Source organism: Shewanella psychropiezotolerans (assembly GCF_007197555.1).
Lineage (GTDB): Bacteria > Pseudomonadota > Gammaproteobacteria > Enterobacterales > Shewanellaceae > Shewanella > Shewanella psychropiezotolerans.
In genome coordinates this window covers 24013-49192 of record NZ_CP041614.1, presented here as the reverse complement: position 1 = coordinate 49192, position 25180 = coordinate 24013, and the positions used below count along the sequence as shown (strand labels likewise).

Below are 25180 nucleotides of genomic sequence, written 5' to 3'. Positions count from 1 at the left end.
ATGTGTAGGGGATTAGCGCCAACTCACAGCCCCATCCTCATCGAACATCTCCTGTTCGATGAGCTCTTCAACGTGATCTTCTATATCGAAACGACATGCTTCGAAGGCAGCGAGCACTTCGGCTTCCCCCGTCAACTCCTCACCATGTAGCTTAGTTAATCTTGATAGGCTTATTCGGCATTGTATATTAGCTCCCTGAGCCTGGGCCGGAAAAATAACCAGCTGCTTAGTGTCATCCCAATCTTGTAAGTCCGGAAATAAAACACTCTGATTCATTCTGCATCCAACTTGACTCTTAATGCATATAAAGCTGTTGTCACCTTGGGCCTAACACCACGCCATAATTCAAAACTCTTAGCAGCCTGCCCTACTAACATTCCTAAGCCATCGACCACCTTATTCGCTCCCAAGGATGAGGCCCAAGAATTGAACGAAGTCATCTGCTTGCTATACATCATGTCGTAGCACTTTGTTTCTGCATCTATGACTGACTCGGGTATCTGTGGAACATCACCGGATAAGCTTGAAGAAGTAGAATTAATGATTATATCGAATGAAGCTGTCAATTCATTAGTCGCTATGGCGCTGATGTTTCCGTATTCAGCGAACAGCTCGGTTAGCACTTCTGCCTTCTCATGAGTTCTGTTATGGATACAGAGCTCAGTGATCTTGGCATTTAACAGAGGCAGAATGCAGCCTCTTGCCGCCCCACCAGCCCCCAAGAGCAGCACTCGCTTTCCTACTAAACTACCAAAGTTACTTTGAAGATCGGCGACCAGACCTAAACCATCGGTATTGTCACCACGAACATGACCGTTCTCTAATAAGGTTAAGGTATTAACCGCTCCCGCCAGCTGAGCTAATTCACTCAACTCATCACATAATTTAAATGCCTGCTCTTTAAAGGGTACGGTAACATTGGCTCCCTTACCTTTATTAAGCCAAAACTCCGACAAGCTCTTTTCGAAACCATTGATAGGAGCCAGCAAGGCTTCATACTCCAATACTTGCTCCGTCTCTTCGGCAAATAAGCCATGTATAAATGGAGATTTACTGTGTGCTATCGGGTTTCCAAAAACGGCGTATCTGTCAGTCATCGTTTATCTCCAAAGTCGGATGCAATCTGATTAAACCATAGGGAAGCTACTTATCAGGCTATCAGCGTATTAGCCGACAACATTCGTAACCAATCACCTTAAATATGGCTAATTGGTTACGCTTAATTAACTATTTACTTATTCAAACCCAGATTGTCGGGAATGTGGCATCGACATATGCTTCAGTTAATGCCTGTACCACCAGCTATTCAATCAAGCATAACTCTACTTATCCAAACCCAACCAGTCTCTCGGTTTCAGAAAGTCTGTATAAAGCAAAGCTTCAGGAGATCCAGCTTCTGGTGTGTACATATACTCCCAACGGACCAAAGGCGGCATCGACATCAAGATTGACTCAGTCCTGCCACCAGTTTGCAATCCGAACAAGGTACCTCTGTCATACACGAGATTAAATTCGACATAGCGCCCACGACGGTAAAGTTGGAAGTCGCGTTCCTTCTCACCATATTCAGTATCTTTACGGCGCTTAACGATTGGGGCATAGGCGGTTAAGAAGCCAGTACCAACTGCTTGCATAAATTCGAAGCTAGTATCGAAACCTTCTTGGTTAAGATCATCGAAAAAGAGCCCACCGACACCGCGAGTCTCATCTCTATGGGGCAAATAGAAGTATTCATCACACCACTTCTTATACTTAGGGTAAACCTCATCACCGAATGGGTCACAGAAAGACTTGGAATGTTGGTGCCATTCAATGACATCTTGCTCGAATGGGTAATAAGGAGTCAGATCGAATCCCCCGCCAAACCACCAAACCGGATCGGCTCCCTCTTTAGATGCAATGAAGAAACGCACGTTCGCATGTGTCGTAGGGATATAGGGATTATTAGGATGAATGACCAATGACACCCCCATAGCCTCGAAGCTACGGCCAGCAAGCTCCGGACGATGGGCAGTTGCTGAAGCAGGCATTGAAGCGCCTGTTACATGGGAAAAATTAACGCCGGCTTGCTCGAATACGGCACCTTTGGTTAGTACCCGACTCGTGCCACCGCCACCTTCTTCACGCTCCCAGGAATCAGCCTTAAACTCTCCCTTGCCATCAAGCTGTTCCAGGCCTTCACAGATTTGCTGCTGCAGGGCGAGTAAAAATGATTTTACTGTACTGATATCAGGTACAGACATATAGATTCCTTTTCTTTTATATTTATAAGCTGGCACATTTATAGAGTCTTCTACCTAAGTAGCTTTATCGAACTACTTTTATTTAAGTGCTTAGCGTAAGACCTTGCCGCTGAGGGCGTCGATAATCGTCGAAGGGCTAGCCTCTAAGCCTAATTCTCCAGTGGCAACGCCTGCTATCACGCCTTCAAATTGTGCGGTCACTTCATCCAAACTCATTGCCGGCTCTTGTCCGGTAATATTTGCACTGGTAGACACCAGAGGTTTACCCAGCTTATTACAGATAGCTTGTATTCCAGGATGAGCGGAGACCCTAACCGCCAATGAATTAAAGCTGCCACAGAGCAGCTTAGAAATATCGTATCTTATAGGCATAATAAAAGTGAAAGGGCCCGGCCATTTGGAAAACACTGACTCAAGCTGTTTACTCGTCAACTGAGTGTCATCGAGGTAGGGCGCGAGCTGAGAATAATCGCTGGCGACTAAGATCAATCCCTTCTGCCAAGGACGCTGCTTCAAGCCGAGTAACTTCGCTATCGCTACATCATTATCAGGATCACAGCCTAAGCCATACACAGCCTCGGTTGGATAGGCGATCACGCCTCCATTTTCAATCACCTCAGAAATTTCTGATGGGTCTAACTGCAACATGTATCGTTACCTTCAATAAAATTCAATAATTTAGCCATAAAAGAACTCACCGCCCCATCACTCGGGAGAGCTCGATCGGGAAGATTATACAGAGATTGTGAAGACGAATACATGAATAGAAATTATAGCCGAACAAATCTATTAATCAGACCAACAAGCCTGATAACAAGGATATTTAGACTGCTCTTTTATACTTGCATGTCTTCTTCGGACACTCTAAACGAGACCCTGCGGCACCTTTCCTCTCTATCAGGATGCCGAAACCACACTCGGGGCAAGCTTCGGCTACGGGTCGATAGTTCACTAAAAACTTACACTTAGGGTAACTACTGCAGGCATAAAAACTTTTCCCGAACCGACTAGTTCTCTGCTCTATTTTCCCAGTTTTACAACTTGGGCAAGCTATCTGATCTTCAGGCTCTTCCTGATCATGCTTTTCAATGTGCTTACAATCCGGGTAATTTGTACAACCAATAAAAATGCCAAATCGTCCAGACTTTACCGCCAGTTCATGACCACACTCGGGGCACTCTGAACCTGGGATAACTTGAGTCTCAATTGACTCATGTTGCACTAGTGGCCGGGTGTAATCACATACAGGATAACTATTACATCCAATGAACCCGCCATGTTTACTATGCCGAACCGATAGTTCACTGCCACACTTAGGGCAGAGTTCATACTCTTTCTCTAAAGCATGCTCATGGGAACTAAACAGTTGATCATCAATTTTAGACATGGGTTTCTCGGCTGAATCAGGTATTTGCCATTTTACCAAGCAAAGCCAAAACAGGGAAATGTCTTAGGAGATTAAATAGCACTAGGTTTATACAAACAACGTGAGTATATTGTATGCAAAAATACAATAGGATGAATCTTATGTTGCGCAAGTCAATTTTGGCTCTTGCGATAGCTCTCCCTGCTCTTGTAGGACTATCGGCCTGTAGTACCTCACCTCAAATCATCACAGACACGAGTTTATTACAGGAAATTACTCAAGCCTCAAACGAAAGTCTATTCGATGCCAGTAGCCCATTGCTTACTCAAGGTGCCTTCGAACAAGTCGTTTTCAGGTTAAATAATACAGCCAACTTATCTGAAGCCAACAGCCTACTCTACTATTTAAGAGCCTTTAGTTACTTCGGCCCAATAGATGATTTAGATGATAATAGCTTTGCATTGCTAACATCAGGGTTAAACAGCTTAGCTTCTACAGATGTTTTTGTTTCATCTGCCCGCCTGCAAGAGCAATTTGCCGTCACCCTGTATCGCTACTACGCCAACAACGAACAGGCGAGTGCATTAGCAAGATTAACCCCACTTCTCGATAATCAATTCATTCAACTTGCTGAGAGTGCCAGCGATCAAGAACATGATTACGCCCTATGGGAGACGCTTCGGGCTTACGGCTTGCTGCTCAATGTCGCAAGAAAAGACAGTGATGGTGAGCTTAATAAGGCACTACTTGATTTGGGATTAGATAAAACCTTATTGGCATTTGCTGGCTCAGATAACAGCATACGCAAGGATAAAGACTGGCCTAAGCGCAATGCTTACTGGGCACTAGGCCTATATCGTTTAGCGCTACCAGCCAGTGAAGATGCTAACGCCACGCAAGATGAAGCAGCTTTAGATAAGGCCGTAGCCGATATAGCGAGGCAAGATATCAGCGTCAGAGGCGATGCGGCAAAGGATGCCTACACCTTAGGCTATCACGTCAACTCATTTGCGGGATTAGAAGAGTGTGAGAAAAACAGTGATAGCTGCCGTATCCCTGAGCAGAGCGAAATACTGCCTATTGAACATCATTGCTCAGACAGCCTATTTATTCTTGCACAGGATTTGAACGAGCAGGAACTGGCCATCAGCTGTACTAAGCTCACCTCTCAGGAATCTAATTTCCACACTTTACTAGAAACCAGAGAGCAGCCAACGGCTAACGATTTTAATGATGCCCTCAGAGTCATCGCCTTCAAGAATTGGAGTCAATATAACGCTTACGGCCAGTTGTTATTCGATATCAGCACGGATAATGGTGGTATGTATATAGAAGGCACACCATCTAAGCCTGGCAACCAGGCAACTTTCTTCGCCTATCGTCAGTTCTGGATCCAACCTGAATTCGCCATCTGGAATCTCAATCACGAATATGTGCACTACCTGGACGGACACTTCATCAAGTATGGCGGTTTCGGTCATTTCCCGGAGAAGATGGTGTGGTGGTCAGAGGGCTTAGCCGAATACATCTCTAAGGGTAATGACAACGCCAAAACCTTAAGAATAGTGAAGAAGAAAATCGATGAGGCGCCGAGTCTGGAAGAGATCTTCGCCACCGAATATAAAGACGGTCTGGAGCGAACTTATAGCTGGAGCTATATGGCAATTCGATTCTTGGCCGAGAACTACCACGAAGACTTCGTTCAGCTGAGCCAATATCTTAAAACAGATTACTTCGAGGGCTATAACGAGCTACTTGCAGAATTAACTCAGCATCAAGATGAATTTAGCCGCTGGCTAGCGGAGCGAGCCGAGCAGTTTGATGATAGTGAAGATCAAGCTAAGCCTAGGCTGCACAAACAAAACCGCTACAGCTATCGTGATTACTTAGCCCCAGTGCACCTGATAAAGGATGATGCTCACAGGCATTATTAATCAATGAATATTGGAACCTAAGCTCATTTATGGGCTTAGGTCTGAGTGACACAGACCGAGAAATTTCGAGATTATGGAGCACATTTACGGCCAGACACAACCCCCCTCTAACGCTGTCCCTGCGCTCGGGAGCTAATGTGGATAAATAGTCTTATGAACCAAAGAGGTTCATGTATAAAGTCTATTTATTTCCATCCCTGGCAAATAGACATAAGTGTTCTGACCGCCACGGATGGTGGAAATGCCGATAAATGCCAAGAACATTTACGTCCGGACACAAATCCCCTCTAACGCTATCCCTGCGCTCGGGGATAAATACTTCCATGTATAAAAAAGGAGGCCTAGCCTCCTTTCTTTTTGTCACATGAAGTGAAGAGATAATTAGTGCTGATATAATTAGGAATGCAATCGACCATCAGGCTGCTCGAAGATAAGATCTTCCATTTTTTCATAAGCAGACTCATTACCTGGCGCATTAAATAACACCATAAGCACTACCCACTTGAGATCTTCCAATATTAACATCGGCTCATCGAGTTCCATGACACGGTCTATGACCATTTCACGTGTTATAACGCTTAGTACTTTTATCTGCTCTAGAAATAGAAGAAAACCTCTACACTCGACATCTAGCTTATCCATCTCATTCTGAGTATAAATTCTGAATGAGTGTTGAGCATGATCACACAGGTAAGGTGTATCTCCTTCCTGTAGCTCAGCTAAATGTTCAAGCCAAGAGATGGCTTTAATTATCTCGGACTGGTGAAAACCAGCACGGGTGAGCTCTTGTGTAAGCTCATCTTCATCCACTAAAAACTCTACTTCACTGTGAACATAGTTTTCAAATAGATACATGAGGATATCAAACATGGCTAGCTCCTCTTTAGTCTTATATAACCACCGGGTACTACAGCGACCCAACCTTGTAATTCAAGTTCAAGCATTTGCTCTAATACTAAATCTATGGCCTTTCCACTATGCTCAACCACATCATCTATTGTTGTGGTCTCATATCCTACACTAGCTAACAGTGAGGCAAATGGCAAATCTACGGCCTTAACCTCCTCTATATGGTGACGCCTTCTCAGTTCTTCAAGGTGAAAATCCGATAAAGCCGTAACTTCTTCTATTATATCGGCCACATTCTCTACAAGCTTTGCCCCATCTTTGAGAAGGTCATGGCAACCTTGACTCTGACCTGCCAGAATATTGCCAGGAACCGCGAACACTTCACGCCCCTGATCCAATGCCAGCTTAGCGGTAATCAGTGAACCGCTTTTTCTGCAGGCTTCTACCACTAAGGTACCTAGAGATAGACCGCTGATTATCCTGTTACGTTTCGGAAAATTACCAGCGAAAGGTTTAGTGCCAGGCCAAAACTCACTGACTATGGCTCCATGGTACTGAATTTTTTCATAAATAGTCCTGTGTCTGCGAGGATAGATCACATCGGTTCCCGTCCCCAAAACTGCCAAGGTTCTTCCGTCATTATCGATACATGCTTGGTGAGCAGAGCCGTCGATGCCCACGGCCATACCACTCACTACAGCAAAACCTAAACCTGTTATCTCAGAAGCCAACCGATAGGCTATCTGCAGTCCTGTTTGTGACGCGGCTCTGCTACCGACAATCGCAATACCAGGAAACTTCAACGCATGGAGCTCTCCTTTGACAAATATAATCGTTGGCGGATCGATTATCTGCTTGAGCAGATAAGGGTAGTCGGGATCGTCTAAGGTCAATATATAATGATTATCGGCAGCTTGTTGCCATGACAAGGCTGACTCTACTCGAGAAAAGTCAGGAATGAGTGAACGCTTGAGTAAACTCTCTGGTAGAGGAAGAGCGTCGGGTTCATGCTCTAACATCTGTCTGAGTTCCTCTACATCCATGTAGTTGAGCAGTTGTTGAGTCCGGGCGGGTCCTAACCCGGATACTGCACTAACAACCAGCCAGTCGACCAGTTTATCGGTAATTCCTTCACCTCAATATTTGTAATGAGCACCTTCAACAGATAATCCTTCACCTGCAATCAGTTTATTTATCCAATTCTAAGCTTTATTCACTACTATTTTATTCGCTGACAGTTTATTCACTGATAAGGAGTGCATCGGGTTTTACTAGCTTATCTTCGACTCTAACGGACCTCTCATTAACCATGATGAGTCCCATGCTGGTCTTGTCGAACACCTTGAACACCATCAACTTGCCTCGATAGATATCCGGCATCTTGATAGAGTTAGCGGAAGAGACACTCGACAACATATTCTCGTATGTACTTCGCTCTGTCGGTATTACAGGCTGACCATCACCATTAATCACTATATCTAGGCCATCTCTATAGATAGAGAAGACATGACCGGTTTCGACACCGTCCTCGCTGCCTTTATCTATATAAACAACATCGAGTTTACCCATCTCACGAAGATTCTTCTCAGAGGCTAGCACGGATGCAGGAGATGAAAGCTCGGCGGCTCTAGGCATAAAGTAAGCGGACATTAATGAGTCTTCTTCGATTGGCAGCACTCGGTTGCCTGCAACTGTTTCACGAAAATTACTCAGTAACTTAACTTTAGAAATCGAACCAGATTCGATGACACGACCACTGGCGGTTAATATCGCTTCGACACCAAGATCATCCCCATCCTTGCTGACAAAATCGCGACCTTGCTCATAGACACCGAATTTATCACCTAAGGTCAGCTCGGCTTGAATATAAATCACATCGCCAACAATATGATGCTTGGATTCACTCTCACCGCCTAACACCATAGGCTGAGTTTCAAACCAGTCACCATCTACTACCCTGTTCTGAATCAGATATGGTCTGATTAACGCAAGATCAATGGCTGGAATGGCTCCACCTTTAGGCATGATTCTGCCTGCAGGTGACTTACGAATATGAGGTTTAACGACCAGTCTAGGTTCACCGTCAATAAAGACTAAGGTCAGCCTGTCACCAGGATAGATGAGGTGGGGGTTGGCTATTTGAGGGTTGGCCCCCCAAAGCTTAGGCCAGCGCCAAGGATCTTTAAGGAAGTGTGCAGAGATATCCCAAAGGGTATCTCCCTTCTCCACCACATAGGAGTCGGGGTGCCCTGATTTCAATGTCAGAGTATCTGCGAACACAAAAGAGCAATTTAATAAAATTAAACCGAGTAAAATTAATCGTTTCATCGGGGTTCCCACGCTGTTTGTTCTCTATATAACAAACTCTTCCTTGCAGGAAGCACTCGAAAGATAAAACTAGTTTGGTGATATAGAGAGCTTTTGCTGTTATTGATTGCCACTAAGGATTAAAATTGACCCATTAGCTAAAGTCAGTATAACCAACTGATAAAGATTTGACAGACTTGTTAAGAGTTTAAGTATGAGTTTACTAAAAGTTTTACGTTTTCCCGATGAAAGATTACGCACGTTTGCAAAGCCTGTTACAGAGTTTAACACTGGCCTGCAAACTCAAATCGATAATATGTTCGAAACCATGTACGAAGAGAAGGGGATTGGCCTAGCTGCAACTCAGGTCGATTACCATAGACAATTGATTATCATGGATCTTCAAGATGAAGAAGAAAGACCAAAGGTCTTCATAAATTTGGAAATTGTTGCCAGCAGTGGCCACTTTTCCAATGAAGAAGGCTGTCTTTCAGTACCAGGGATCTATGCCGACATTGAGCGTGCCGAACATGTCACCATCAAGGCTCAGGATCGAGATGGTCATGAGTTCACTCTCGAAGCCGATGGCTTATTCGCCATCTGTTTACAGCACGAACTGGACCACCTTAAAGGCAAGTTATTTGTCGATTACCTGTCGCCCTTAAAGCGTCAGCGCATCAAGCAAAAGCTGGAAAAAGCCGCACGACTAGAAGCAAAACAGGGATAGCATTATCTTGAAACCATTAAATATCGTTTTTGCCGGTACTCCGGACTTCGCAGCTCGCCACCTTCAAGCACTGATAGACTCTGAACATAATGTTATTTGTGTCTATTCTCAACCAGATCGCCCCGCTGGAAGAGGCAAAAAATTACAAGCGAGTCCGGTAAAAACCTTGGCGTTAGAGCATGACATTCCTGTTTACCAGCCTAAATCCTTACGTAATGAAGCAGCTCAGCAGGAACTAAGCGGCTTAAATGCCGACCTTATGGTTGTCGTCGCCTACGGTCTAATCTTGCCACAAGTTGTTTTGGATACCCCCAAACTAGGTTGTATCAATGTCCATGGCTCAATCCTTCCCCGCTGGCGCGGCGCGGCACCGATACAAAGAGCACTCTGGGCCGGCGATAAAGAAACTGGTATCACCATAATGCAGATGGACTTAGGTCTGGATACCGGTGATATGCTTCTCAAGACTCAGCTTACTATCGAAGATGATGACACCTCAGGGAGCCTCTATGACAAATTGGCACAACAAGGACCGGATGCACTTATTCAAGCATTAGCTGGTCTGACAAATGGTGAACTCAAGGCCGAGAAACAAGATGAAACTCTGGCGAACTACGCCAAGAAGCTAAGTAAAGAAGAAGCTGAGCTGGATTGGGATAAATCGGCACTGCAGCTTTGGCGCGAAATACGCGCCTTTAATCCTTGGCCTATTAGCCACTTCAGTCACAATGATGCCAGTATCAAGATCAGACAGGCTAAGGTGAGTGAATCTATTAGCGATGCACCGGCAGGCACTATCATCTCAGCCGATAAGAACGGCATAGAGATAGCGACAGGTGAAGGGGTACTGAGTCTGCAGAACATGCAGTTACCGGGTAAGAAGCCACTGAGTGTCGGCGACATTCTTAATTCTCGCGGTGATTGGTTTACTCCAGGCACACGCTTAAAAAACAAAGAGGCTAGCTAATGAACTTGCGCGCACTGGCGGCAAAAGTCGCATTTCAGGTGCTTGAGAAAGGTACCTCGTTATCCGTCGCCCTTCCCGATCAACAGAAACACCTAGAAAGTGGCAAAGATAAGGCCCTACTTGCAGAGCTTAGCTATGGCGTGATGCGCCACCTGCCCCAGCTTGATAAGTTGGTCAGCGACTGCATGAGCAAACCATTGAAAGGCAAGCAGAGAATCGTTCACCAACTGCTGCTTATAGGTTGCTATCAACTCTACTTTACCCGAATTCCCAGCCATGCTGCGATTTCAGAAACTGCTGAAGCCTGCAGACAGCTTAAGTTTGAAGGCTTGGTTAAAGTAGTTAATGGTGTACTGCGTAACATTCAACGCCAAGAAAAGCCGCTGCCGACAGATAACGATACCTTAGCCTTCAACACCCCAGCCTGGATTGTTAAGCGCCTTAAAGCCGCTTACCCTGAAAATTGGCAAGAGGTTATCGAGCAGAGCCACCAGCGTCCGCCAATGTGGCTGCGCAATAATAAGTTGTCACAGACTCGGGATGAGTATCTTGCCACCTTAGCCGAAATAGAGATCCCGGCTTCTGCTGGCAAGAGCAGCGATGCTATCTTACTCGAGAGCCCGAGAGATGTAACACAGCTGCCAGGCTTCGAACAAGGTGCCGCTTCGGTTCAGGATGGTGCGGCTCAGTGGGCTGCCACGCTACTGGCCCCTAAAGATGGTGAGCTGGTACTCGATGCTTGTGCAGCGCCAGGGGGCAAGACTTGCCATCTATTAGAGCTGGCAAATATTCAGCTGGTCGCCGTCGATTTCGATGAGAAACGTCTCGAGCGTGTGCAACAGAATCTGGATCGCCTATCACTCGAGGCCAAGCTAGTTCATGGAGATGCTGCCGATATTGATTCCTGGTGGCAAGGTGACAAGTTCGATCGTATCTTACTCGACGCCCCCTGTTCGGCAACGGGTGTAATACGTCGCCATCCGGATATCAAGTGGCTAAGAAAACAAGCCGATATTGATGAGCTAGCCTCACTACAGAGTAAAATTTTAGATCATTGCTGGCAGTGGCTTAAGCCAGGTGGCACACTCCTGTATGCAACCTGCTCGATTCTCCCACAAGAGAATGAACAGCAAATCCGCTCATTCTTAGCAAGAGCCGATGACGCCACTCTAGTTCCTATCAGTGAACAGCCAAATTCCGACGATATCGGCTGGCAAATTACCCCGGGAACAGAGAATATGGACGGATTCTATTACGCTCGCCTAGTAAAGGGATAAAGTAAGGCCATGAAGATTATCATTTTGGGTGCGGGTCAGGTCGGTGGCACGCTGGCTGAGAACTTAGTCGGTGAAAACAATGACATCACAGTCGTCGATTACGACAAGACCCGGTTGCGTTCACTGCAGGACAAATACGATCTACGAGTCGTACTCGGCCATGGTGCTCACCCGGATGTGCTCAAGGAAGCAGGCGCCGAAGATGCCGATATGCTGATCGCCGTGACCAACAGCGATGAATGTAATATGGCGGCCTGTCAGATCGCTTATACCCTGTTTGGAACACCAACTAAAATTGCCCGGATCCGTTCGGAGCAATACTTAGCGCTTAAAGATAAGTTGTTTATCAATAGTGAAACCAAGCAAAGTGATAATCGAACTCGTGGTGGTTTCATTATCGATGAGCTTATCGCCCCAGAACAGTTAGTGACCTCCTACATCCGCCGCTTGGTGGAATACCCCGGAGCTCTACAGGTACTGGAATTTGCCGAGGGGCGCCTCAGCTTAGTCGCGGTAAAAGCCTATTATGGTGGCCCCTTGGTGGGTAATGCTCTCGCCGCCCTGCGCGAGCATATGCCTAATATCGATACCCGAGTCGCGGCCATATTCAGACAAGGCCGCGCAATCATGCCGCGCGGTACTACTATCATCGAAGCCGATGACGAAGTCTTCTTCCTTGCCGATAGCCGCCATGTACGCGCAGTGATGAGTGAGATGCAAAAGCTCGATAACTCCTACCGCAATATCATGATTGCCGGTGGTGGTAATATAGGAATGGGACTCGCCAAACAGCTGCAGCGCAATCACTCAGTCAAGCTTATCGAACATAGACAAGAGCGGGCCGAGGAGCTTTCCGAGCGATTGGAAAACACCACAGTATTTTGTGGTGATGCCTCAGATCAGGAGCTCCTGCTCGAAGAGCATATCGATCAGACCGATGTGTTTATCGCCGTCACCAATGACGATGAAGCCAACATCATGGCCGCACTACTCGCTAAGCGCATGGGTGCCAAGAAGGTAATGGTACTGATTCAACGTGAGGCTTATGTCGATATCGTTCAAGAAGCCAATATCGATATCGCCATCTCTCCTCAGCAAGCCACTATATCTGCACTCTTGACCCATATTCGTCAGGGCGATATCTGTAACGTCTACTCCCTACGCCGCGGAGCTGCCGAGGCCATTGAGGCCATAGCTCACGGCGATTCCAAGACCTCCAAAGTAGTAGGCAAGAAGATAGGTGATATTAAGCTGCCACCGGGTACAACTATCGGTGCCATAGTGCGGGATGAAGAGGTGTTGATGGCTCATGACAAGACAGTAATAGAACAAGGCGACCATGTCGTTCTCTTCTTGGTAAACAAGAAGTTTATCGGCGAAGTTGAGAAGCTTTTCCAGCCAAGCGCATTCTTCTTTTAATATTTGCCATCAGACACTTTTGAATAGCGGCTTGGCTTTACACTCGGTTTTACTGAGAATAATAGAGACCGGCCGCTCGTTTGTTTTTCAAAGGATTGACTCATGCTGAACTTTCGGCCACTGCTGTTTATTTTGGGCATATTTCTGTCGACCCTGACGGTATTTATGTTTATCCCCTTGCTCTTCGCGCTATTCTATAGTGAAGAAACCGTTGGTGCCTTCATGATCTCATCTCTGGTCACGGCCACGGTGGCTACCGCTTGCATGCACCAGGGAAAAAGTAAGCAGCTCAACCTTAATATTCGCGACATGTTCCTACTGACCAGCCTGACTTGGCTGATAGTCAGTGTTTTCGCGGCCATGCCCTTCACCCTCTATCACGGCATCAACTATACCGACGCCTTCTTCGAGACTATGTCGGGGATCACTACCACAGGTTCGACGGTATTATCAGGCTTGGACAGCATGGATCACAGCATATTGATCTGGCGATCCCTATTACAATGGCTGGGTGGCATTGGCTTTATCGTGATGGCCGTGGCTGTGCTACCATTTCTTAATGTCGGTGGTATGCGGCTGTTTAGAACCGAATCCTCCGACTGGAGTGACAAGGCAATACCCCGTACCCAAGATATGGCCAAGAACCTTTTCTACATCTATATCTTACTCACGGTACTCTGTGGATTCGCCTACCATATGGCAGGCATGAGCTGGTTTGAGGCACTCAACCATGCCATGACCACCCTCTCTACAGGTGGCTACTCCACTTCCGATAGTTCGATGGCAGCTTTCTCTGATAATGCCCATTGGGTCGGCATCGTCTTTATGGCCGCCGGTGGCTTGCCGATGCTGATGTTCGTCAACTGTATTCAACAGAGATCTCTGCTGGTATGGAACGACGCCCAGGTGAAAGGCTTCCTGCTATTCATCTTTACTGTGTCATCTTGCCTGGCGTTCTGGCTCTGGAACAGTCGCGAGATCCCCCTATCGATGCCATGCGTCTCGCTAGCTTCAACGTAGTCTCGGTTGTCACCACTACGGGTTACGGCTTAACGGATTACACCGCCTGGGGTGCGCTGGCCAATGTCATCTTCCTGTTCTTAATGTTTGCCGGTAGCTGCTCAGGCTCGACTTCAGGAGGCATCAAGATCTTCCGCTTTCAGATAGCCATCGCCATCATGCGTGAACAACTCAAGCAGCAGTTTCACCCTAACGGTGTATTCAAGGAACGCTATAACAACCGCCCCATAGGCGAAGATATCGTCCGCTCCCTAGTGACCTTTATTCTGCTGTTCATGTTCGTGATAATCGCACTTTCAGTCATATTAGTCATGACAGGACTAGATCCCACCACCAGTTTCACCGGCGCAATAACAGCAGTGACTAACGTAGGTCCTGGTCTTGGCCATATTATTGGTCCAGCGGGTAATTTCTCTAGCTTGCCCGACGTGGCCAAGTGGGCACTGGCCATAGGTATGTTGTTAGGACGCTTGGAAATACTGACGGTAGCGGTGCTGTTCCACCCAGGCTTTTGGAAATACTAGTTCGAAGTATTTTGGTCGATGATTGTTTAGATTTATTTTATTTGAGAGTTGCCCAGTAGATTTAGACTTTATTCATATCTATCGCCTGCAGCGTGCGCATGTACAAGCACTTCTGTGACACGCTGCAAGCACAATCCCTGTGAGCTCTGCGACAACATCCCTGTTGCCGAAGGTCACAGCCGCGCTTATACTAGGTAATGCCCCTTCTTCGATTAGGCAGTTAGTGTAAACACTGACAAAATGGAAACTCTACATTCTGAATCCTCTCCAAGATTTTCACGTATTAATAAGTTTGTTCGGAGACTCTCTGACATCTGTTATAAGTTTTATCAAAATAGACTGAAGATGACTTGATGATTTATCTAGACTTTGATGAGTTGTATAACTCTCAACGTCCGTAGCTATTTTTCGAAAATTAGTAAATTCAGTTTTAAACTCTTTATAATTAGGGATTAATGAAGGTAAGTAAATAATAAATAAATTACCAGACAAATTAAACTTCGTAGTAAGCTGATTTATATAAAGTTTATATTTATCCCTTAACTCCATGTTATCAACAGTTACAGGGCATATAAAGATCTTATGTTGACACTGACATAGCTCATCAAGCATCTCATTCATCTCACATAACAGCCCAAGCACCTCTTCTTTTTTATCAAGTCGTCGCTCCTCGGACTTCATTAAAGCATTATGTTCATGGTCTTTTTTCTGCCGTGCATAGAAACACACCTGAACAATTGATACTGTAATAACAGCTAGAGCTCCAGTTAAAAGAGTACCTAAGAGTTCTTTCTCTTCAATAAATGCATAAATTTGAGACCTGCACATTATTAAAGAAACAATAATTAGAAGGCTCCCTGTCGCTAACAAATGTTTAAGTACCCTCACACACTTCCACTCCTTCCTAACCTCAACAAATAATTAGCTATTCTGATAGTAATTACTTACATAAATTGACGAGTAGAAATTATAACATATTGAGAAAAAGCAATATTTCATAGGGAATATATATTAAAAATGCACTACGTCACTCAAAAGGGTCACGTCGAAGAAACATATAAACCCGTTGGAAGTTGCCGAAGTTTGTTGAAGTAAATAGCGTGATTACCACATGAATGTGGCAAGAGCTTTCGGGGGGGGGGGGGGGCTTTGATGCCCCATCGGAAGCGTTAGCTATTTTCAAAAACAAAAGAAGGAACACAACTTCGCCGGAGCGTCATAGGTGGATGCAGTCCTCCTTGCCCGGGTGTGGGTTGGAAATCCACGACCTTTATCAAGCAAAGCTTGATTTATAAAAAGCTAAACGTTATTTAGCTAAACTAACCAAATGATCGGCATAGACTTTAACGTCATCCCAGTCGGTGTAGTCGATCACCGATTTAGGGTCTGTTGGGCCATCTGTCATCTTCATGATCATCTGAATAGCGAGTCTGTCCCACCAGCGCCATGAGGGGTAATCAACCTTGCCGGCGATCACTTTAACGTCCTTGGGTTTCCAGGGGGAAAGCTCGATGAATTTCTGCAGATACTTGTTATTCTCCGGGATGCGCTTCTCGGGATTACGAGCGACAACATTAACGCTGTAAAAACTGCTGGGAATGCTATCTAAGGCTGCTTGATGTTCAGTGGCAAAGGCGAATACTGATTTATCATAGCTACCGTAAAGTACACAGGCACCTAAAGCGACGCAGTCATATTGTGACCAATCCAAGCCACTTTGCGTCGCCTCACTGATATGCATCACAGTGCATCTGTTTCCGCTGCTTTCAATTTGTTCGGCGACGGCGCGGCTGATTCTGGCGGTATGACCACCTCTGGAGTAGTAAAGTACCAGTACTGACTTCATCGATATGTCCAATTCAAAACTATTTTCAGCGCGTATTGTTGCAGCAAGTCATTTTATAAACACAGGAATTGATCACAAATTAGCGCTAGCTCATATAAATAGAAGTTAGAATTGAGATCTGTAGCCAAGTTAGTATCATTGTCTTAGCTAAACGGCTCAATTAGAATAAACTAATCCAAGAGTGAAGTGAGTACAGATATGCAAAAAGATATCGATGTAAATGCCATGGTGACCAATGCAGAGAATGCGGCTAAATGGCTAAAAGCGATTGCCAACCCAAATCGATTGATGATCTTGTGCCTACTGCTGGATAATGAATTAAGTGTGACTCAACTAAATGAGACCATCCCGCTGAGCCAATCAGCCCTGTCTCAGCATCTTGCCGTTTTAAGAACACAGGATCTGGTGTCTACACGTAAGAGCTCCCAGGTGGTGTATTACTCACTCAAGAATGAACAGGTCACTGAAATCATCTCGATCATGCATAAGCAGTTTTGTACATAATTCTTTTGGATAAGTTTATACAGCAAAATGCCAGTCACTCGACTGGCATTTTTAGTTTTCATCACAGCTAGAACTATCTATCGGTAAAAGCCTTGGCGAACTCTTCGACTTGATCCCAGTTGGTAAACTCATAAGTCCCAGAGGTATCCATTGGCGACCCCTTGGTCATCTACTGTTTATTGTTAACAGCTAACCCTATTTATCGGTGAAAGCTTTAGCGAATTCTTCAACCTGATCCCAGTTGGTAAACTCATAAGTCCCAGAGGTATCCATTGACGCCCCCTTGGTCATCTACTGTTTATTGCTAATAGCTAACCCTATCTATCTGTGAAAGCTTTAGCGAATTCTTCAACTTGCTCCCAGTTGGTAAACTCATAGGTTCCAGACGTATCAGTCGGTCCCTTGGTCATCCACATGATAAAACGTATCATGCTCTTATCGAAGAAACGGTACTTAGGATAATCGATCTTACCGGCGAAAACGCCTAACTGCTGTGGTTTCCATAAAGAAAGCGATAGAAACTTCTTCATATAAGGATTGGTTTCCGGGGTGTTCTTCTCCGGTTTCCTGGCAACTACATTCACTGTAAAGAAGGCATTCTTCTTGGCATTAAGTACGGCTTGATGACGGTTGATATACTGATACAGTTCCGGTCTGTGCTTACCATAACGGATACTGGCACCAATCAAGATCTTATCAAAGTAAGAGAGGTTTAAACCTTGGGCCTCTTCCAGTGAAGCTAAAGTCACACTATCACCCGCACCTTCACTGATCCCCTGCACAAGCTCACAAATTGCTTTTGTTTGGCCATCGACGGTGGAGTAGATAATTAACGTATTGCTCATCAGCTTTCCTGAATAATAAAGGTAGAAATACCAGCGGCCACTTATGGACCATAAGTCTATATCAATTAAATAAAAATGTAGCCAATAAAGCTATAAGGTAAAGGTTTAATTCGACCCTAATTTCGCCAAAAAGTAGGCGTAAACAAGACTAAAAGCGTAAAAACTTCGAGTCGGCCAAACAACATGGCTAACAAGAGTATCCATTTAGAACCATCATTGATACTGGCATAGTTACTTGCCACTTCACCTAAACCTGGGCCTAAGTTATTTAGGCAAGCCGCGGTGGCGCTAAAGGCGGTGATATTATCCATCCCCATCCCCATCAATGCCAGCATGCAGATAACAAAAACCAGGGCGTAAGCAGAGAAAAAACCCCATACCGCATCTATGACGCGCTCGGGTAAGACTTTATTGCCGATCCGAATCGAGAACATGCCTCTGGGGTGTACCAGACGTTTAAGTTCACGGGAGCCCTGCTTGAGTAACAAGATCATCCGCATCACCTTGATACCGCCGGCAGTCGAACCGCCACAGCCGCCGATAAAGCTAGAGAAGATGAGTAACATAGGCAGAAACAGCGGCCACATGTGGAAACTCTCGGTGCCGAATCCAGCCGTTGTCGAAATTGACACCGCCTGAAATAGGGCATAATCGAAGGTCTCTTCCGGAGAATCATAGATCCCCGAGTGATAGAGAGTCGCAAAGCAGATCGCAGTCAACGCAAGCTGCACTATAATCAGCACCTTAAACTCGGCGTCTTTAAAGTAGACTCTGAGGTTAATACCGCGACGGGTGAAGGCAGCAAAGTGAAGGCTGAAATTGAGCGCTGCTATTAAGAGAAAGACCACACAGACCATGTTAATTGCCGGGCTATCGAAATGGCCGATACTGGCATCATAGGTAGAGAAGCCGCCGATGGCGATAGTTGAGAAAGAGTGGCAGATAGCATCGAAGACATTCATTCCCGCCACCCAGTAAGAGAAGGCACAGGCGACTGTCAGTAAAAAATAGATATACCATAAAGCCTTAGCTGTCTCGGCTATCCTTGGGGTCATCTTACTGTCTTTCACCGGACCAGGCATCTCGGCGCGATAGAGCTGCATTCCACCGATACCAAGTACAGGCAGAATGGCGACGGCCAAGACAATGATCCCCATACCACCCAGCCATTGCAGCAGATGTCGGTAGAAAAGTATGGCTTTGGGTAGAGAATCTAAGCCTACAATCACAGTGGCACCTGTGGTGGTTAAGGCCGAGAAAGACTCAAAGAAACTGTCAGTAATAGATAAGTCTGGCTGACTGGAAAAAATAAAGGGTACCGCACCAATAGAACCTAGCACCCCCAAAAAAGCACCACCAAGAGGAAGCCTTCACGGGTACGAAGATCTTTTTTGTGCCTTCGATTGGGATACCAGAGCATGAAACCAAGAAATAGACTCAACACAAACGCCTGAATAAATGCGGTACCGCCTCCATCCTTATAGATCACCGCAACCAGAGCTGGCGGGAGCAGAGATAGGGAAAACAAGCCCATAAGCATACCTGTTATTCTTATTATCGTTCTATATTGCATCTAGGCCTATCTATTATTCATTAGCGAAACTCACTCCCCATAAGAAGAGAGCGAGGAAAGCGCACATTTTGTTATTTTCGCACATTTCGATAACCCAGCACAGAGACAAATCATCGTGCTCACTCATCATTAATGCAACTGGTATAAACCTCTTAAGCCAGAGATCACTCCAGCTCAAAGTTCGCTTTGAGCTTTCCCTGACTCATGGTGGCTAAATCAGTATTGAGTTTGTCTTGATGCCGTTTAGGAAGCTCAAAAGTCACCAGAACCTTATCGGTAAAGGATCTGTCCGATATCACGCCGTCACTCTGCTTAAGCAGATACTCCACATCCTGAAGCTGGCTATAATCACACTCCAATAGCCCCGGATAACGGATCTGTTTAAGCTCAGTTTGTAACTGAGTCAGTCCTTGTCTGATACCCGAACTATAGGCCCTGACTAACCCACCCACTCCGAGCTTAGTACCACCGAAGTAACGCACCACAATGGCGCCTATCTCACCCACACCAGATCCCTGTAAAGTCGCCAACATGGGACGCCCGGCACTTCCAGCTGGCTCCCCATCATCACTGGAACCGATAGCCATGCTGTTACCCGGTGCTGCATTTACGAACGCATAGCAATAATGGCTGGCCCCAGGATACTCGACCTTAATGTTAGTAAGCGCACACTTCAGCTCTTCATCAGACTGACAGTGAAAAAGAAAAGAGATAAAGCGACTATGCTTTATCTCTTCTTCTACTACTATGTCGACAGATGGGATCTGATAACTATCAATCATTAGCCTAAGCCACAATCACGAGTCATATTCTCGTTTCTATCGGCATGAACGATGACATTATCTTCGATGCGAATGCCGCCGAATGGACGTAACAGATCTATGGTATTCCAGTTGATCTGTGCCTGACGTTTATCTTGCTTTAAGCCATCGAGCAGAGAGTCGATGATGTAGATGCCAGGCTCTATGGTCAGCACCTGGTTCACGGCAAGAGTACGGGTACAACGCAGGAAGGGATGCGCATCTGGTGCGGCAATATGAGTGCCGCGTTCATCATGAAGATAGCCACCCATGTCGTGGACTTGTAGCCCTAACATGTGGCCTAACCCATGGGGGTAAAAGACACTGGTGATACCCTGCTCGACTAAGCTCTCGACATCCCCTCTGGCCATATTAAAATCCAACATGATCTGGGCAACTTTCTTATGAGTCTCAATATGTAAATCAACATATTTGACTCCCGGCCTCATCATATCCACAAGCTCAAGTTGCGCCTTGTTCATCGCCTCGATCAACTCGCTGAAGATATTTTTCTCGAAGGCGTAGGTGCGGGTAATATCCGAGGCATAACCAAAGAAATTTGCCCCGGCATCGATAAGAAAGGATTTTCTCGGATGAGGACTGGCATGTTCAAGCTTAGTGTAATGCAGAATCGAAGCATTCTGGTTAAGCGCGATAATATTACCGTAAGGCACTTCGTTCTCGCCCTGACAAGAAGCTGTTAGGTATTCCTGCTGGATCTCAAACTCGCTGCCACCATTATAGAAGGCCTTTCTAGCCGCTACGTGACCATGTACAGCTATCTCGTTAGAGCGTCGCATACACTCGAGCTCATATTGAGTCTTGGTCGCTCTATGGTAATGAAGGTAACTCATCACTGCATCTGGATTTCGAGACTTAAACCCAAGTACCTCGGCAACATCTAAGTGTTCCCCTATATAGGCCCAGTTTGCGATATCTTTTGGCAGTAACTCGGCAACCTTATCGGCTTTAGTCAGCAGTTTGATCTCAACATGCTCGCTCCAGAATGCATCGGGAACATCGGCAACCTTATGCCAGAAATCTACCGGACGAAAGAAGATCAATTGCGGCTTATCCCGGCCATTGACTAACAACCAACAGTGAGGATTATCCAAGATAGGTAACCAGGCCTTAAAGTGCGGATTAACCTTAAAAGGGTAATCCATATCGTCTAAAAACTGACGATGAGGTTGGCCTGAATGGATCACCAGACCAGATAAATTTTCTCGGGTAACTATGTCCGCCACACGACGGTTCAGTTCGGTGATATGAGCAAGATAATGGCTAGCGAGCTGATCCATGAGTGACTTCCTGTTGTTAGTTGTTCTTATTATTAAAGCATAGTAAGTATCTGACTCGCTTTTCAGCGTCACTTAACTAGACTATTTATGCCTGTTCAGCATCTAAAAACAGTCTAACATAAAGCTTAAAAAGACCTCCACCAAAGCGTCAATCAAACGAGTGTTTAAATTGGGTGTTGTAATTTATCCAAATTCGTCGCACACTGAGTAGTAACTGGTCAGATGATGACCTGCGCTGAGATAGAAAAATAACCCCTAGTTAATAATATTCAAAGACGGGTATCACGCAAAAGGAAGCAAGCAATGATCTACCAAAGTCCTACGATTCAGGTTGAGTTACTTGAAGATAATATCGCTCGGCTATGCTTTAACGCACCGGGTTCAGTCAACAAGCTAGATAGAGAAACGATTGACTCTCTTAACGCTGCACTCGATGCAATCAAGCAAAATTCAGACATCCAAGCTTTAGTCCTGACTTCAGGTAAAAGCGCCTTCATCGTTGGCGCCGACATCACTGAATTTTTAGGCTTGTTCGCCCAAGACGATAGCGTGCTACTACCTTGGATAGCAGAAGCGAATGTCGTATTTAATAAGTTAGAAGATCTTCCCTTTCCGACTATCTCAGCCATCAACGGCTTTGCACTAGGTGGTGGTTTCGAAACCGTACTAGCAACCGATTTCCGTATTGCCGATACTACGGCAAGAGTGGGATTACCTGAGTCTAAGCTAGGATTGGTTCCTGGTTTTGGTGGTACGGTTCGCCTTCCGCGTCTAATCGGTACAGACAACGCCCTCGAGTGGATCACTAGCGGTAAGGACCAACGTCCGGAAGCGGCACTTAAAGTCGGCGCTATCGACGCTATCGTTGCACCAGAGAATTTACAAGCTTCAGCGATTCAGATGCTGAAGGATGCCGTCGCAGAAAAACTCGACTGGCAGAGTCGCCGCGCTCGCAAGCAGGCGCCACTTACATTACCTAAGCTAGAAGCCATGATGTCATTCGCCACGGCGAAAGGCATGGTCTTCAAGATAGCGGGCAAGCATTACCCTGCACCTATGACAGCCATCAGCGTCATAGAGCAAGCAGCAAACCTTAAGCGAGATGAAGCTCTTAAGATAGAGCATCAGGCTTTTGTTAAGCTAGCCAAGACAGACGTGGCTCAGGCATTGATTGGTATCTTCCTCAATGACCAGTTAGTCAAAGGCAAGGCTAAGAAGGCCGGTAAACTGGCTAAGAAAGTAGACACAGCCGCCGTACTGGGTGCTGGCATCATGGGTGGCGGCATCGCCTACCAGAGCGCCAGCAAGGGCACTCCTATTGTCATGAAGGATATCGCACAGCCAGCTCTGGAGTTAGGTCTGGGTGAAGCATCTAAGCTGCTTGCTGCACAGATTAAACGTGGTCGTTCCACACCAGAGAAGATGGCTAAGGTGCTTAACAACATCACAGCGACTCTGGACTATACCCCGGTTAAAGATGTCGATGTTGTTGTCGAAGCCGTTGTCGAACATCCTAAGGTCAAGTCAATGGTACTGGCCGAAGTTGAGCAGCATGTTGCCGACGATGCCATCATCACCTCTAATACTTCTACTATTTCGATCAATCTGCTGGCTAAGGCGCTAAAGAAGCCTGAACGTTTCTGTGGCATGCACTTCTTCAACCCGGTACATAAGATGCCATTGGTTGAAATTATTCGTGGTGAGAACAGCTCGGAAGAGACTATCGCGACTGTAGTAGCTTACGCCAGTAAGATGGGTAAGACACCTATCGTAGTGAATGATTGCCCTGGTTTCTTCGTTAACCGTGTGCTGTTCCCTTATTTTGCAGGCTTCAGCGGCCTACTCGCCGATGGTGGTGATTTCGCCGCTATCGATAAGGTGATGGAGAAGCAGTTCGGTTGGCCAATGGGCCCAGCATACCTGCTCGATGTTGTCGGTTTAGATACAGGCCATCACGCACAGGCTGTTATGGCTGAAGGCTTCCCTGACCGCATGGCGAAAGAAGGCAAAGATGCTATCGATATCATGTTCGAGGCGGAACGCTTCGGTCAGAAGAATAGCAAAGGTTTCTATGCTTACTCAGTCGACCGTCGTGGCAAGCCGAAGAAAGATGTCGATGCCGTTAGCTATGAACTGCTAGGTGCCGAATTCGGCGAGCTTAAGCAATTCGAATCAGATGAGATCATCGCCCGCACTATGATCCCTATGATCATAGAAACCGTGCGTTGTCTCGAAGAAGGCATTATCGCTTCACCCGCTGAAGCGGATATGGGTCTGGTTTACGGCTTAGGTTTCCCACCATTTCGAGGCGGTGTATTCCGTTATGTAGATACCATGGGCGTCGCAAACTTCGTCGCTCTTGCCGATAAATATGCTCACTTAGGTGGCCTATATCAAGTAACAGATGCCATGCGTGAACTTGCCGCAAACAATGGCAGCTACTACCAGTCTAAATAAGTGGGAAGGAATAATACAATGAAACAAGCAGTTATCGTAGATTGCATCCGTACTCCCATGGGCCGCTCTAAGGCTGGAGTATTTAGAAATGTACGTGCAGAGACTCTCTCTGCTGAACTAATGAAGGCCCTGGTTGAACGTAACCCTAAACTGGATCCTAATACCATTGAAGACGTGATCTGGGGCTGTGTGCAGCAGACTCTGGAGCAAGGCTTCAATATCGCCCGTAATGCATCACTGCTTGCGGGTCTGCCTAAGCAGATTGGCGGCGTGACCGTTAACCGTCTATGTGGTTCATCTATGGATGCCCTGCACCAAGCCGCGCGCGCCATCATGACAGGCCAAGGTGATACGTTTATCGTCGGTGGTGTCGAGCACATGGGTCATGTACCTATGAATCATGGTGTCGACTTCCACCCGGGTCTTGCCAGTAATGTCGCTAAGGCATCGGGCATGATGGGTCTAACGGCTGAGATGCTAGGTAAAATGCACGGCATCACACGTGAGCAGCAAGATGAATTTGCAGTACGTTCACATAAACGTGCTCATGCAGCCACAGTCGAAGGTCGCTTCGCCAATGAGATCCACCCAATCGAAGGTCATGATGCCAATGGTGCCTTGATCATGGTTGAGCATGACGAAGTTATCCGCCCTGACACGACCATGGAATCTCTATCAGGACTTAGACCTGCTTTCGATCCAGTTAACGGTACTGTAACAGCGGGGACATCCTCAGCCCTGTCCGATGGTGCTTCTGCCATGCTGGTTATGGAAGAAGAGAAAGCCAAGGCTTTAGGCTTACCAATTCGTGCTCGTATCCGCTCAATGGCTGTCGCAGGTTGTGATGCAGCCATCATGGGTTATGGTCCGGTTCCGGCGACTAAGAAAGCACTGGAACGCGCAGGCCTGACTATCGATGACCTTGATGTTATCGAACTCAACGAAGCCTTCGCCGCCCAGTCTCTGCCTTGTGTGAAAGAGTTAGGCTTAATGGATGTTGTCGATGAGAAGATTAACCTCAACGGCGGAGCTATCGCCCTAGGCCATCCATTGGGTTGCTCCGGTACGCGTATCTCTACAACGCTTATCAACCTGATGGAAAGCAAAGATGCAAAATATGGTCTTGCGACCATGTGTATCGGTTTAGGCCAAGGTATCGCAACGATATTCGAAAGACCTTAGGTTTACCATCAAATAAAACTTGTTAACGAAGTTAACCTT

General features: G+C 46.2%; 21 protein-coding genes and 2 pseudogenes. 9 read left to right on the top strand and 14 right to left on the bottom strand.

Features of this window, described 5'->3' with window-relative positions:
- Positions 1-12: 12 nt before the first annotated feature.
- The 5 genes from FM037_RS00230 to FM037_RS00210 form a co-directional block, all read right to left on the bottom strand.
- Positions 13-276: a DUF1488 family protein gene (locus tag FM037_RS00230; protein ID WP_144044330.1), complete on the bottom strand. Its 264-nt coding sequence runs from the start codon at positions 274-276 to the stop codon at positions 13-15.
- Positions 273-1097: a shikimate dehydrogenase gene (gene aroE / locus FM037_RS00225; RefSeq protein WP_144044329.1), complete on the bottom strand. Its 825-nt coding sequence runs from the start codon at positions 1095-1097 to the stop codon at positions 273-275. Before aroE ends, FM037_RS00230 begins: the two co-directional genes overlap by 4 nt.
- Before the next feature lie 225 nt (positions 1098-1322).
- Positions 1323-2243: an oxygen-dependent coproporphyrinogen oxidase gene (gene hemF, locus FM037_RS00220; protein WP_144044328.1), complete on the bottom strand. Its 921-nt coding sequence runs from the start codon at positions 2241-2243 to the stop codon at positions 1323-1325.
- 90 nt (positions 2244-2333) lie between these two features.
- The gene (locus FM037_RS00215) at positions 2334-2891 is read right to left on the bottom strand and encodes an L-threonylcarbamoyladenylate synthase (RefSeq protein ID WP_144044327.1); all 558 of its coding nucleotides are present in this window, start codon (positions 2889-2891) and stop codon (positions 2334-2336) included.
- 175 nt (positions 2892-3066) lie between these two features.
- Positions 3067-3630 carry a DNA topoisomerase family protein gene (locus tag FM037_RS00210; RefSeq protein WP_144044326.1) on the bottom strand — a complete coding sequence of 188 codons (564 nt, stop codon included), beginning with the start codon at positions 3628-3630 and terminating at the stop codon, positions 3067-3069.
- Between the two features lie 140 nt (positions 3631-3770).
- Here FM037_RS00210 and FM037_RS00205 point away from each other — a divergent pair, with 140 nt between their 5' ends.
- Positions 3771-5543, top strand: a complete 1773-nt coding sequence (locus FM037_RS00205) for a collagenase (RefSeq protein ID WP_185976927.1) — start codon at positions 3771-3773, stop codon at positions 5541-5543.
- A gap of 396 nt (positions 5544-5939) precedes the next feature.
- On the opposite strand, the gene FM037_RS00200 is transcribed toward FM037_RS00205, so the two are convergent.
- The 3 genes from FM037_RS00200 to FM037_RS00190 form a co-directional block, all read right to left on the bottom strand.
- A complete protein-coding gene (locus FM037_RS00200; protein WP_144044324.1) occupies positions 5940-6413 on the bottom strand; it encodes a DUF494 family protein in 474 nt (157 codons plus the stop codon).
- 2 nt (positions 6414-6415) lie between these two features.
- On the bottom strand, positions 6416-7411 hold the full coding sequence (gene dprA, locus FM037_RS00195) for a DNA-processing protein DprA (RefSeq protein ID WP_456114954.1): 996 nt from the start codon (positions 7409-7411) through the stop codon (positions 6416-6418).
- Between the two features lie 220 nt (positions 7412-7631).
- On the bottom strand, positions 7632-8732 hold the full coding sequence (locus FM037_RS00190) for a LysM peptidoglycan-binding domain-containing protein (RefSeq protein WP_144044322.1): 1101 nt from the start codon (positions 8730-8732) through the stop codon (positions 7632-7634).
- A gap of 181 nt (positions 8733-8913) precedes the next feature.
- Between FM037_RS00190 and def the strand changes: the two genes are divergently transcribed.
- The 5 genes and pseudogenes from def to FM037_RS00165 all read left to right on the top strand — a co-directional run bounded on the left by def (position 8914) and on the right by FM037_RS00165 (position 14633).
- The gene (gene def / locus FM037_RS00185; RefSeq protein WP_144044321.1) at positions 8914-9426 is read left to right on the top strand and encodes a peptide deformylase; all 513 of its coding nucleotides are present in this window, start codon (positions 8914-8916) and stop codon (positions 9424-9426) included.
- 7 nt (positions 9427-9433) lie between these two features.
- Positions 9434-10393 (top strand): methionyl-tRNA formyltransferase, encoded by a 960-nt coding sequence (gene fmt / locus FM037_RS00180; protein WP_144044320.1) that lies wholly within the window; start codon positions 9434-9436, stop codon positions 10391-10393.
- Positions 10393-11670, top strand: a complete 1278-nt coding sequence (gene rsmB, locus FM037_RS00175; protein ID WP_144044319.1) for a 16S rRNA (cytosine(967)-C(5))-methyltransferase RsmB — start codon at positions 10393-10395, stop codon at positions 11668-11670. The genes fmt and rsmB overlap by 1 nt, the downstream gene beginning before the upstream one ends.
- Before the next feature lie 9 nt (positions 11671-11679).
- Positions 11680-13089 (top strand): Trk system potassium transporter TrkA, encoded by a 1410-nt coding sequence (trkA, locus tag FM037_RS00170; protein ID WP_144044318.1) that lies wholly within the window; start codon positions 11680-11682, stop codon positions 13087-13089.
- 102 nt (positions 13090-13191) lie between these two features.
- Positions 13192-14633 (top strand): annotated as a pseudogene (locus tag FM037_RS00165) (TrkH family potassium uptake protein).
- A 276-nt stretch (positions 14634-14909) separates the two neighbouring features.
- On the opposite strand, the gene FM037_RS00160 reads toward FM037_RS00165, so the two are convergent.
- Positions 14910-15521 (bottom strand): hypothetical protein, encoded by a 612-nt coding sequence (locus FM037_RS00160; protein ID WP_144044317.1) that lies wholly within the window; start codon positions 15519-15521, stop codon positions 14910-14912.
- 418 nt (positions 15522-15939) lie between these two features.
- The gene (gene hemG / locus FM037_RS00155) at positions 15940-16479 is read right to left on the bottom strand and encodes a menaquinone-dependent protoporphyrinogen IX dehydrogenase (RefSeq protein WP_144044316.1); all 540 of its coding nucleotides are present in this window, start codon (positions 16477-16479) and stop codon (positions 15940-15942) included.
- Positions 16480-16677: 198 nt separating this feature from the next.
- Between hemG (FM037_RS00155) and FM037_RS00150 the strand changes: the two genes are divergently transcribed.
- Positions 16678-16983: an ArsR/SmtB family transcription factor gene (locus FM037_RS00150; protein ID WP_144044315.1), complete on the top strand. Its 306-nt coding sequence runs from the start codon at positions 16678-16680 to the stop codon at positions 16981-16983.
- Between the two features lie 317 nt (positions 16984-17300).
- Here FM037_RS00150 and hemG (FM037_RS00135) read toward each other — a convergent pair whose 3' ends face one another.
- The 4 genes and pseudogenes from hemG (FM037_RS00135) to pepQ all read right to left on the bottom strand — a co-directional run bounded on the left by hemG (FM037_RS00135) (position 17301) and on the right by pepQ (position 21502).
- Entirely contained in the window at positions 17301-17828 is a 528-nt protein-coding gene (gene hemG, locus FM037_RS00135) for a menaquinone-dependent protoporphyrinogen IX dehydrogenase (protein ID WP_144044314.1), read from the bottom strand.
- A 116-nt stretch (positions 17829-17944) separates the two neighbouring features.
- Positions 17945-19401 (bottom strand): annotated as a pseudogene (locus tag FM037_RS00130) (TrkH family potassium uptake protein).
- Positions 19402-19565: 164 nt separating this feature from the next.
- Positions 19566-20183, bottom strand: coding sequence for a YigZ family protein (locus FM037_RS00125; protein ID WP_144044313.1), 618 nt, complete (start codon positions 20181-20183; stop codon positions 19566-19568).
- Complete coding sequence (gene pepQ / locus FM037_RS00120) at positions 20183-21502, bottom strand: Xaa-Pro dipeptidase (RefSeq protein WP_144044312.1); 1320 nt, start codon at positions 21500-21502, stop codon at positions 20183-20185. The genes FM037_RS00125 and pepQ overlap by 1 nt, the downstream gene beginning before the upstream one ends.
- A gap of 303 nt (positions 21503-21805) precedes the next feature.
- Here pepQ and fadB point away from each other — a divergent pair, with 303 nt between their 5' ends.
- Complete coding sequence (fadB, locus tag FM037_RS00115; protein ID WP_144044311.1) at positions 21806-23959, top strand: fatty acid oxidation complex subunit alpha FadB; 2154 nt, start codon at positions 21806-21808, stop codon at positions 23957-23959.
- A gap of 18 nt (positions 23960-23977) precedes the next feature.
- Positions 23978-25141: an acetyl-CoA C-acyltransferase FadA gene (gene fadA / locus FM037_RS00110; RefSeq protein WP_144044310.1), complete on the top strand. Its 1164-nt coding sequence runs from the start codon at positions 23978-23980 to the stop codon at positions 25139-25141.
- Positions 25142-25180 lie beyond the last annotated feature (39 nt).

Coding starts and splice junctions, on each gene's coding strand:
- FM037_RS00230 (WP_144044330.1), bottom strand. CDS start 276: ATGAATCAGAGTGTTTTATTTCCGGACTTACAAGATTGGGATGACACT.
- aroE (WP_144044329.1), bottom strand. CDS start 1,097: ATGACTGACAGATACGCCGTTTTTGGAAACCCGATAGCACACAGTAAA.
- hemF (WP_144044328.1), bottom strand. CDS start 2,243: ATGTCTGTACCTGATATCAGTACAGTAAAATCATTTTTACTCGCCCTG.
- FM037_RS00215 (WP_144044327.1), bottom strand. CDS start 2,891: ATGTTGCAGTTAGACCCATCAGAAATTTCTGAGGTGATTGAAAATGGA.
- FM037_RS00210 (WP_144044326.1), bottom strand. CDS start 3,630: ATGTCTAAAATTGATGATCAACTGTTTAGTTCCCATGAGCATGCTTTA.
- FM037_RS00205 (WP_185976927.1), top strand. CDS start 3,771: ATGTTGCGCAAGTCAATTTTGGCTCTTGCGATAGCTCTCCCTGCTCTT.
- FM037_RS00200 (WP_144044324.1), bottom strand. CDS start 6,413: ATGTTTGATATCCTCATGTATCTATTTGAAAACTATGTTCACAGTGAA.
- dprA (WP_456114954.1), bottom strand. CDS start 7,411: ATGTTAGAGCATGAACCCGACGCTCTTCCTCTACCAGAGAGTTTACTC.
- def (WP_144044321.1), top strand. CDS start 8,914: ATGAGTTTACTAAAAGTTTTACGTTTTCCCGATGAAAGATTACGCACG.
- rsmB (WP_144044319.1), top strand. CDS start 10,393: ATGAACTTGCGCGCACTGGCGGCAAAAGTCGCATTTCAGGTGCTTGAG.
- trkA (WP_144044318.1), top strand. CDS start 11,680: ATGAAGATTATCATTTTGGGTGCGGGTCAGGTCGGTGGCACGCTGGCT.
- hemG (WP_144044316.1), bottom strand. CDS start 16,479: ATGAAGTCAGTACTGGTACTTTACTACTCCAGAGGTGGTCATACCGCC.
- FM037_RS00150 (WP_144044315.1), top strand. CDS start 16,678: ATGCAAAAAGATATCGATGTAAATGCCATGGTGACCAATGCAGAGAAT.
- hemG (WP_144044314.1), bottom strand. CDS start 17,828: ATGAGCAATACGTTAATTATCTACTCCACCGTCGATGGCCAAACAAAA.
- FM037_RS00125 (WP_144044313.1), bottom strand. CDS start 20,183: ATGATTGATAGTTATCAGATCCCATCTGTCGACATAGTAGTAGAAGAA.
- pepQ (WP_144044312.1), bottom strand. CDS start 21,502: ATGGATCAGCTCGCTAGCCATTATCTTGCTCATATCACCGAACTGAAC.
- fadB (WP_144044311.1), top strand. CDS start 21,806: ATGATCTACCAAAGTCCTACGATTCAGGTTGAGTTACTTGAAGATAAT.
- fadA (WP_144044310.1), top strand. CDS start 23,978: ATGAAACAAGCAGTTATCGTAGATTGCATCCGTACTCCCATGGGCCGC.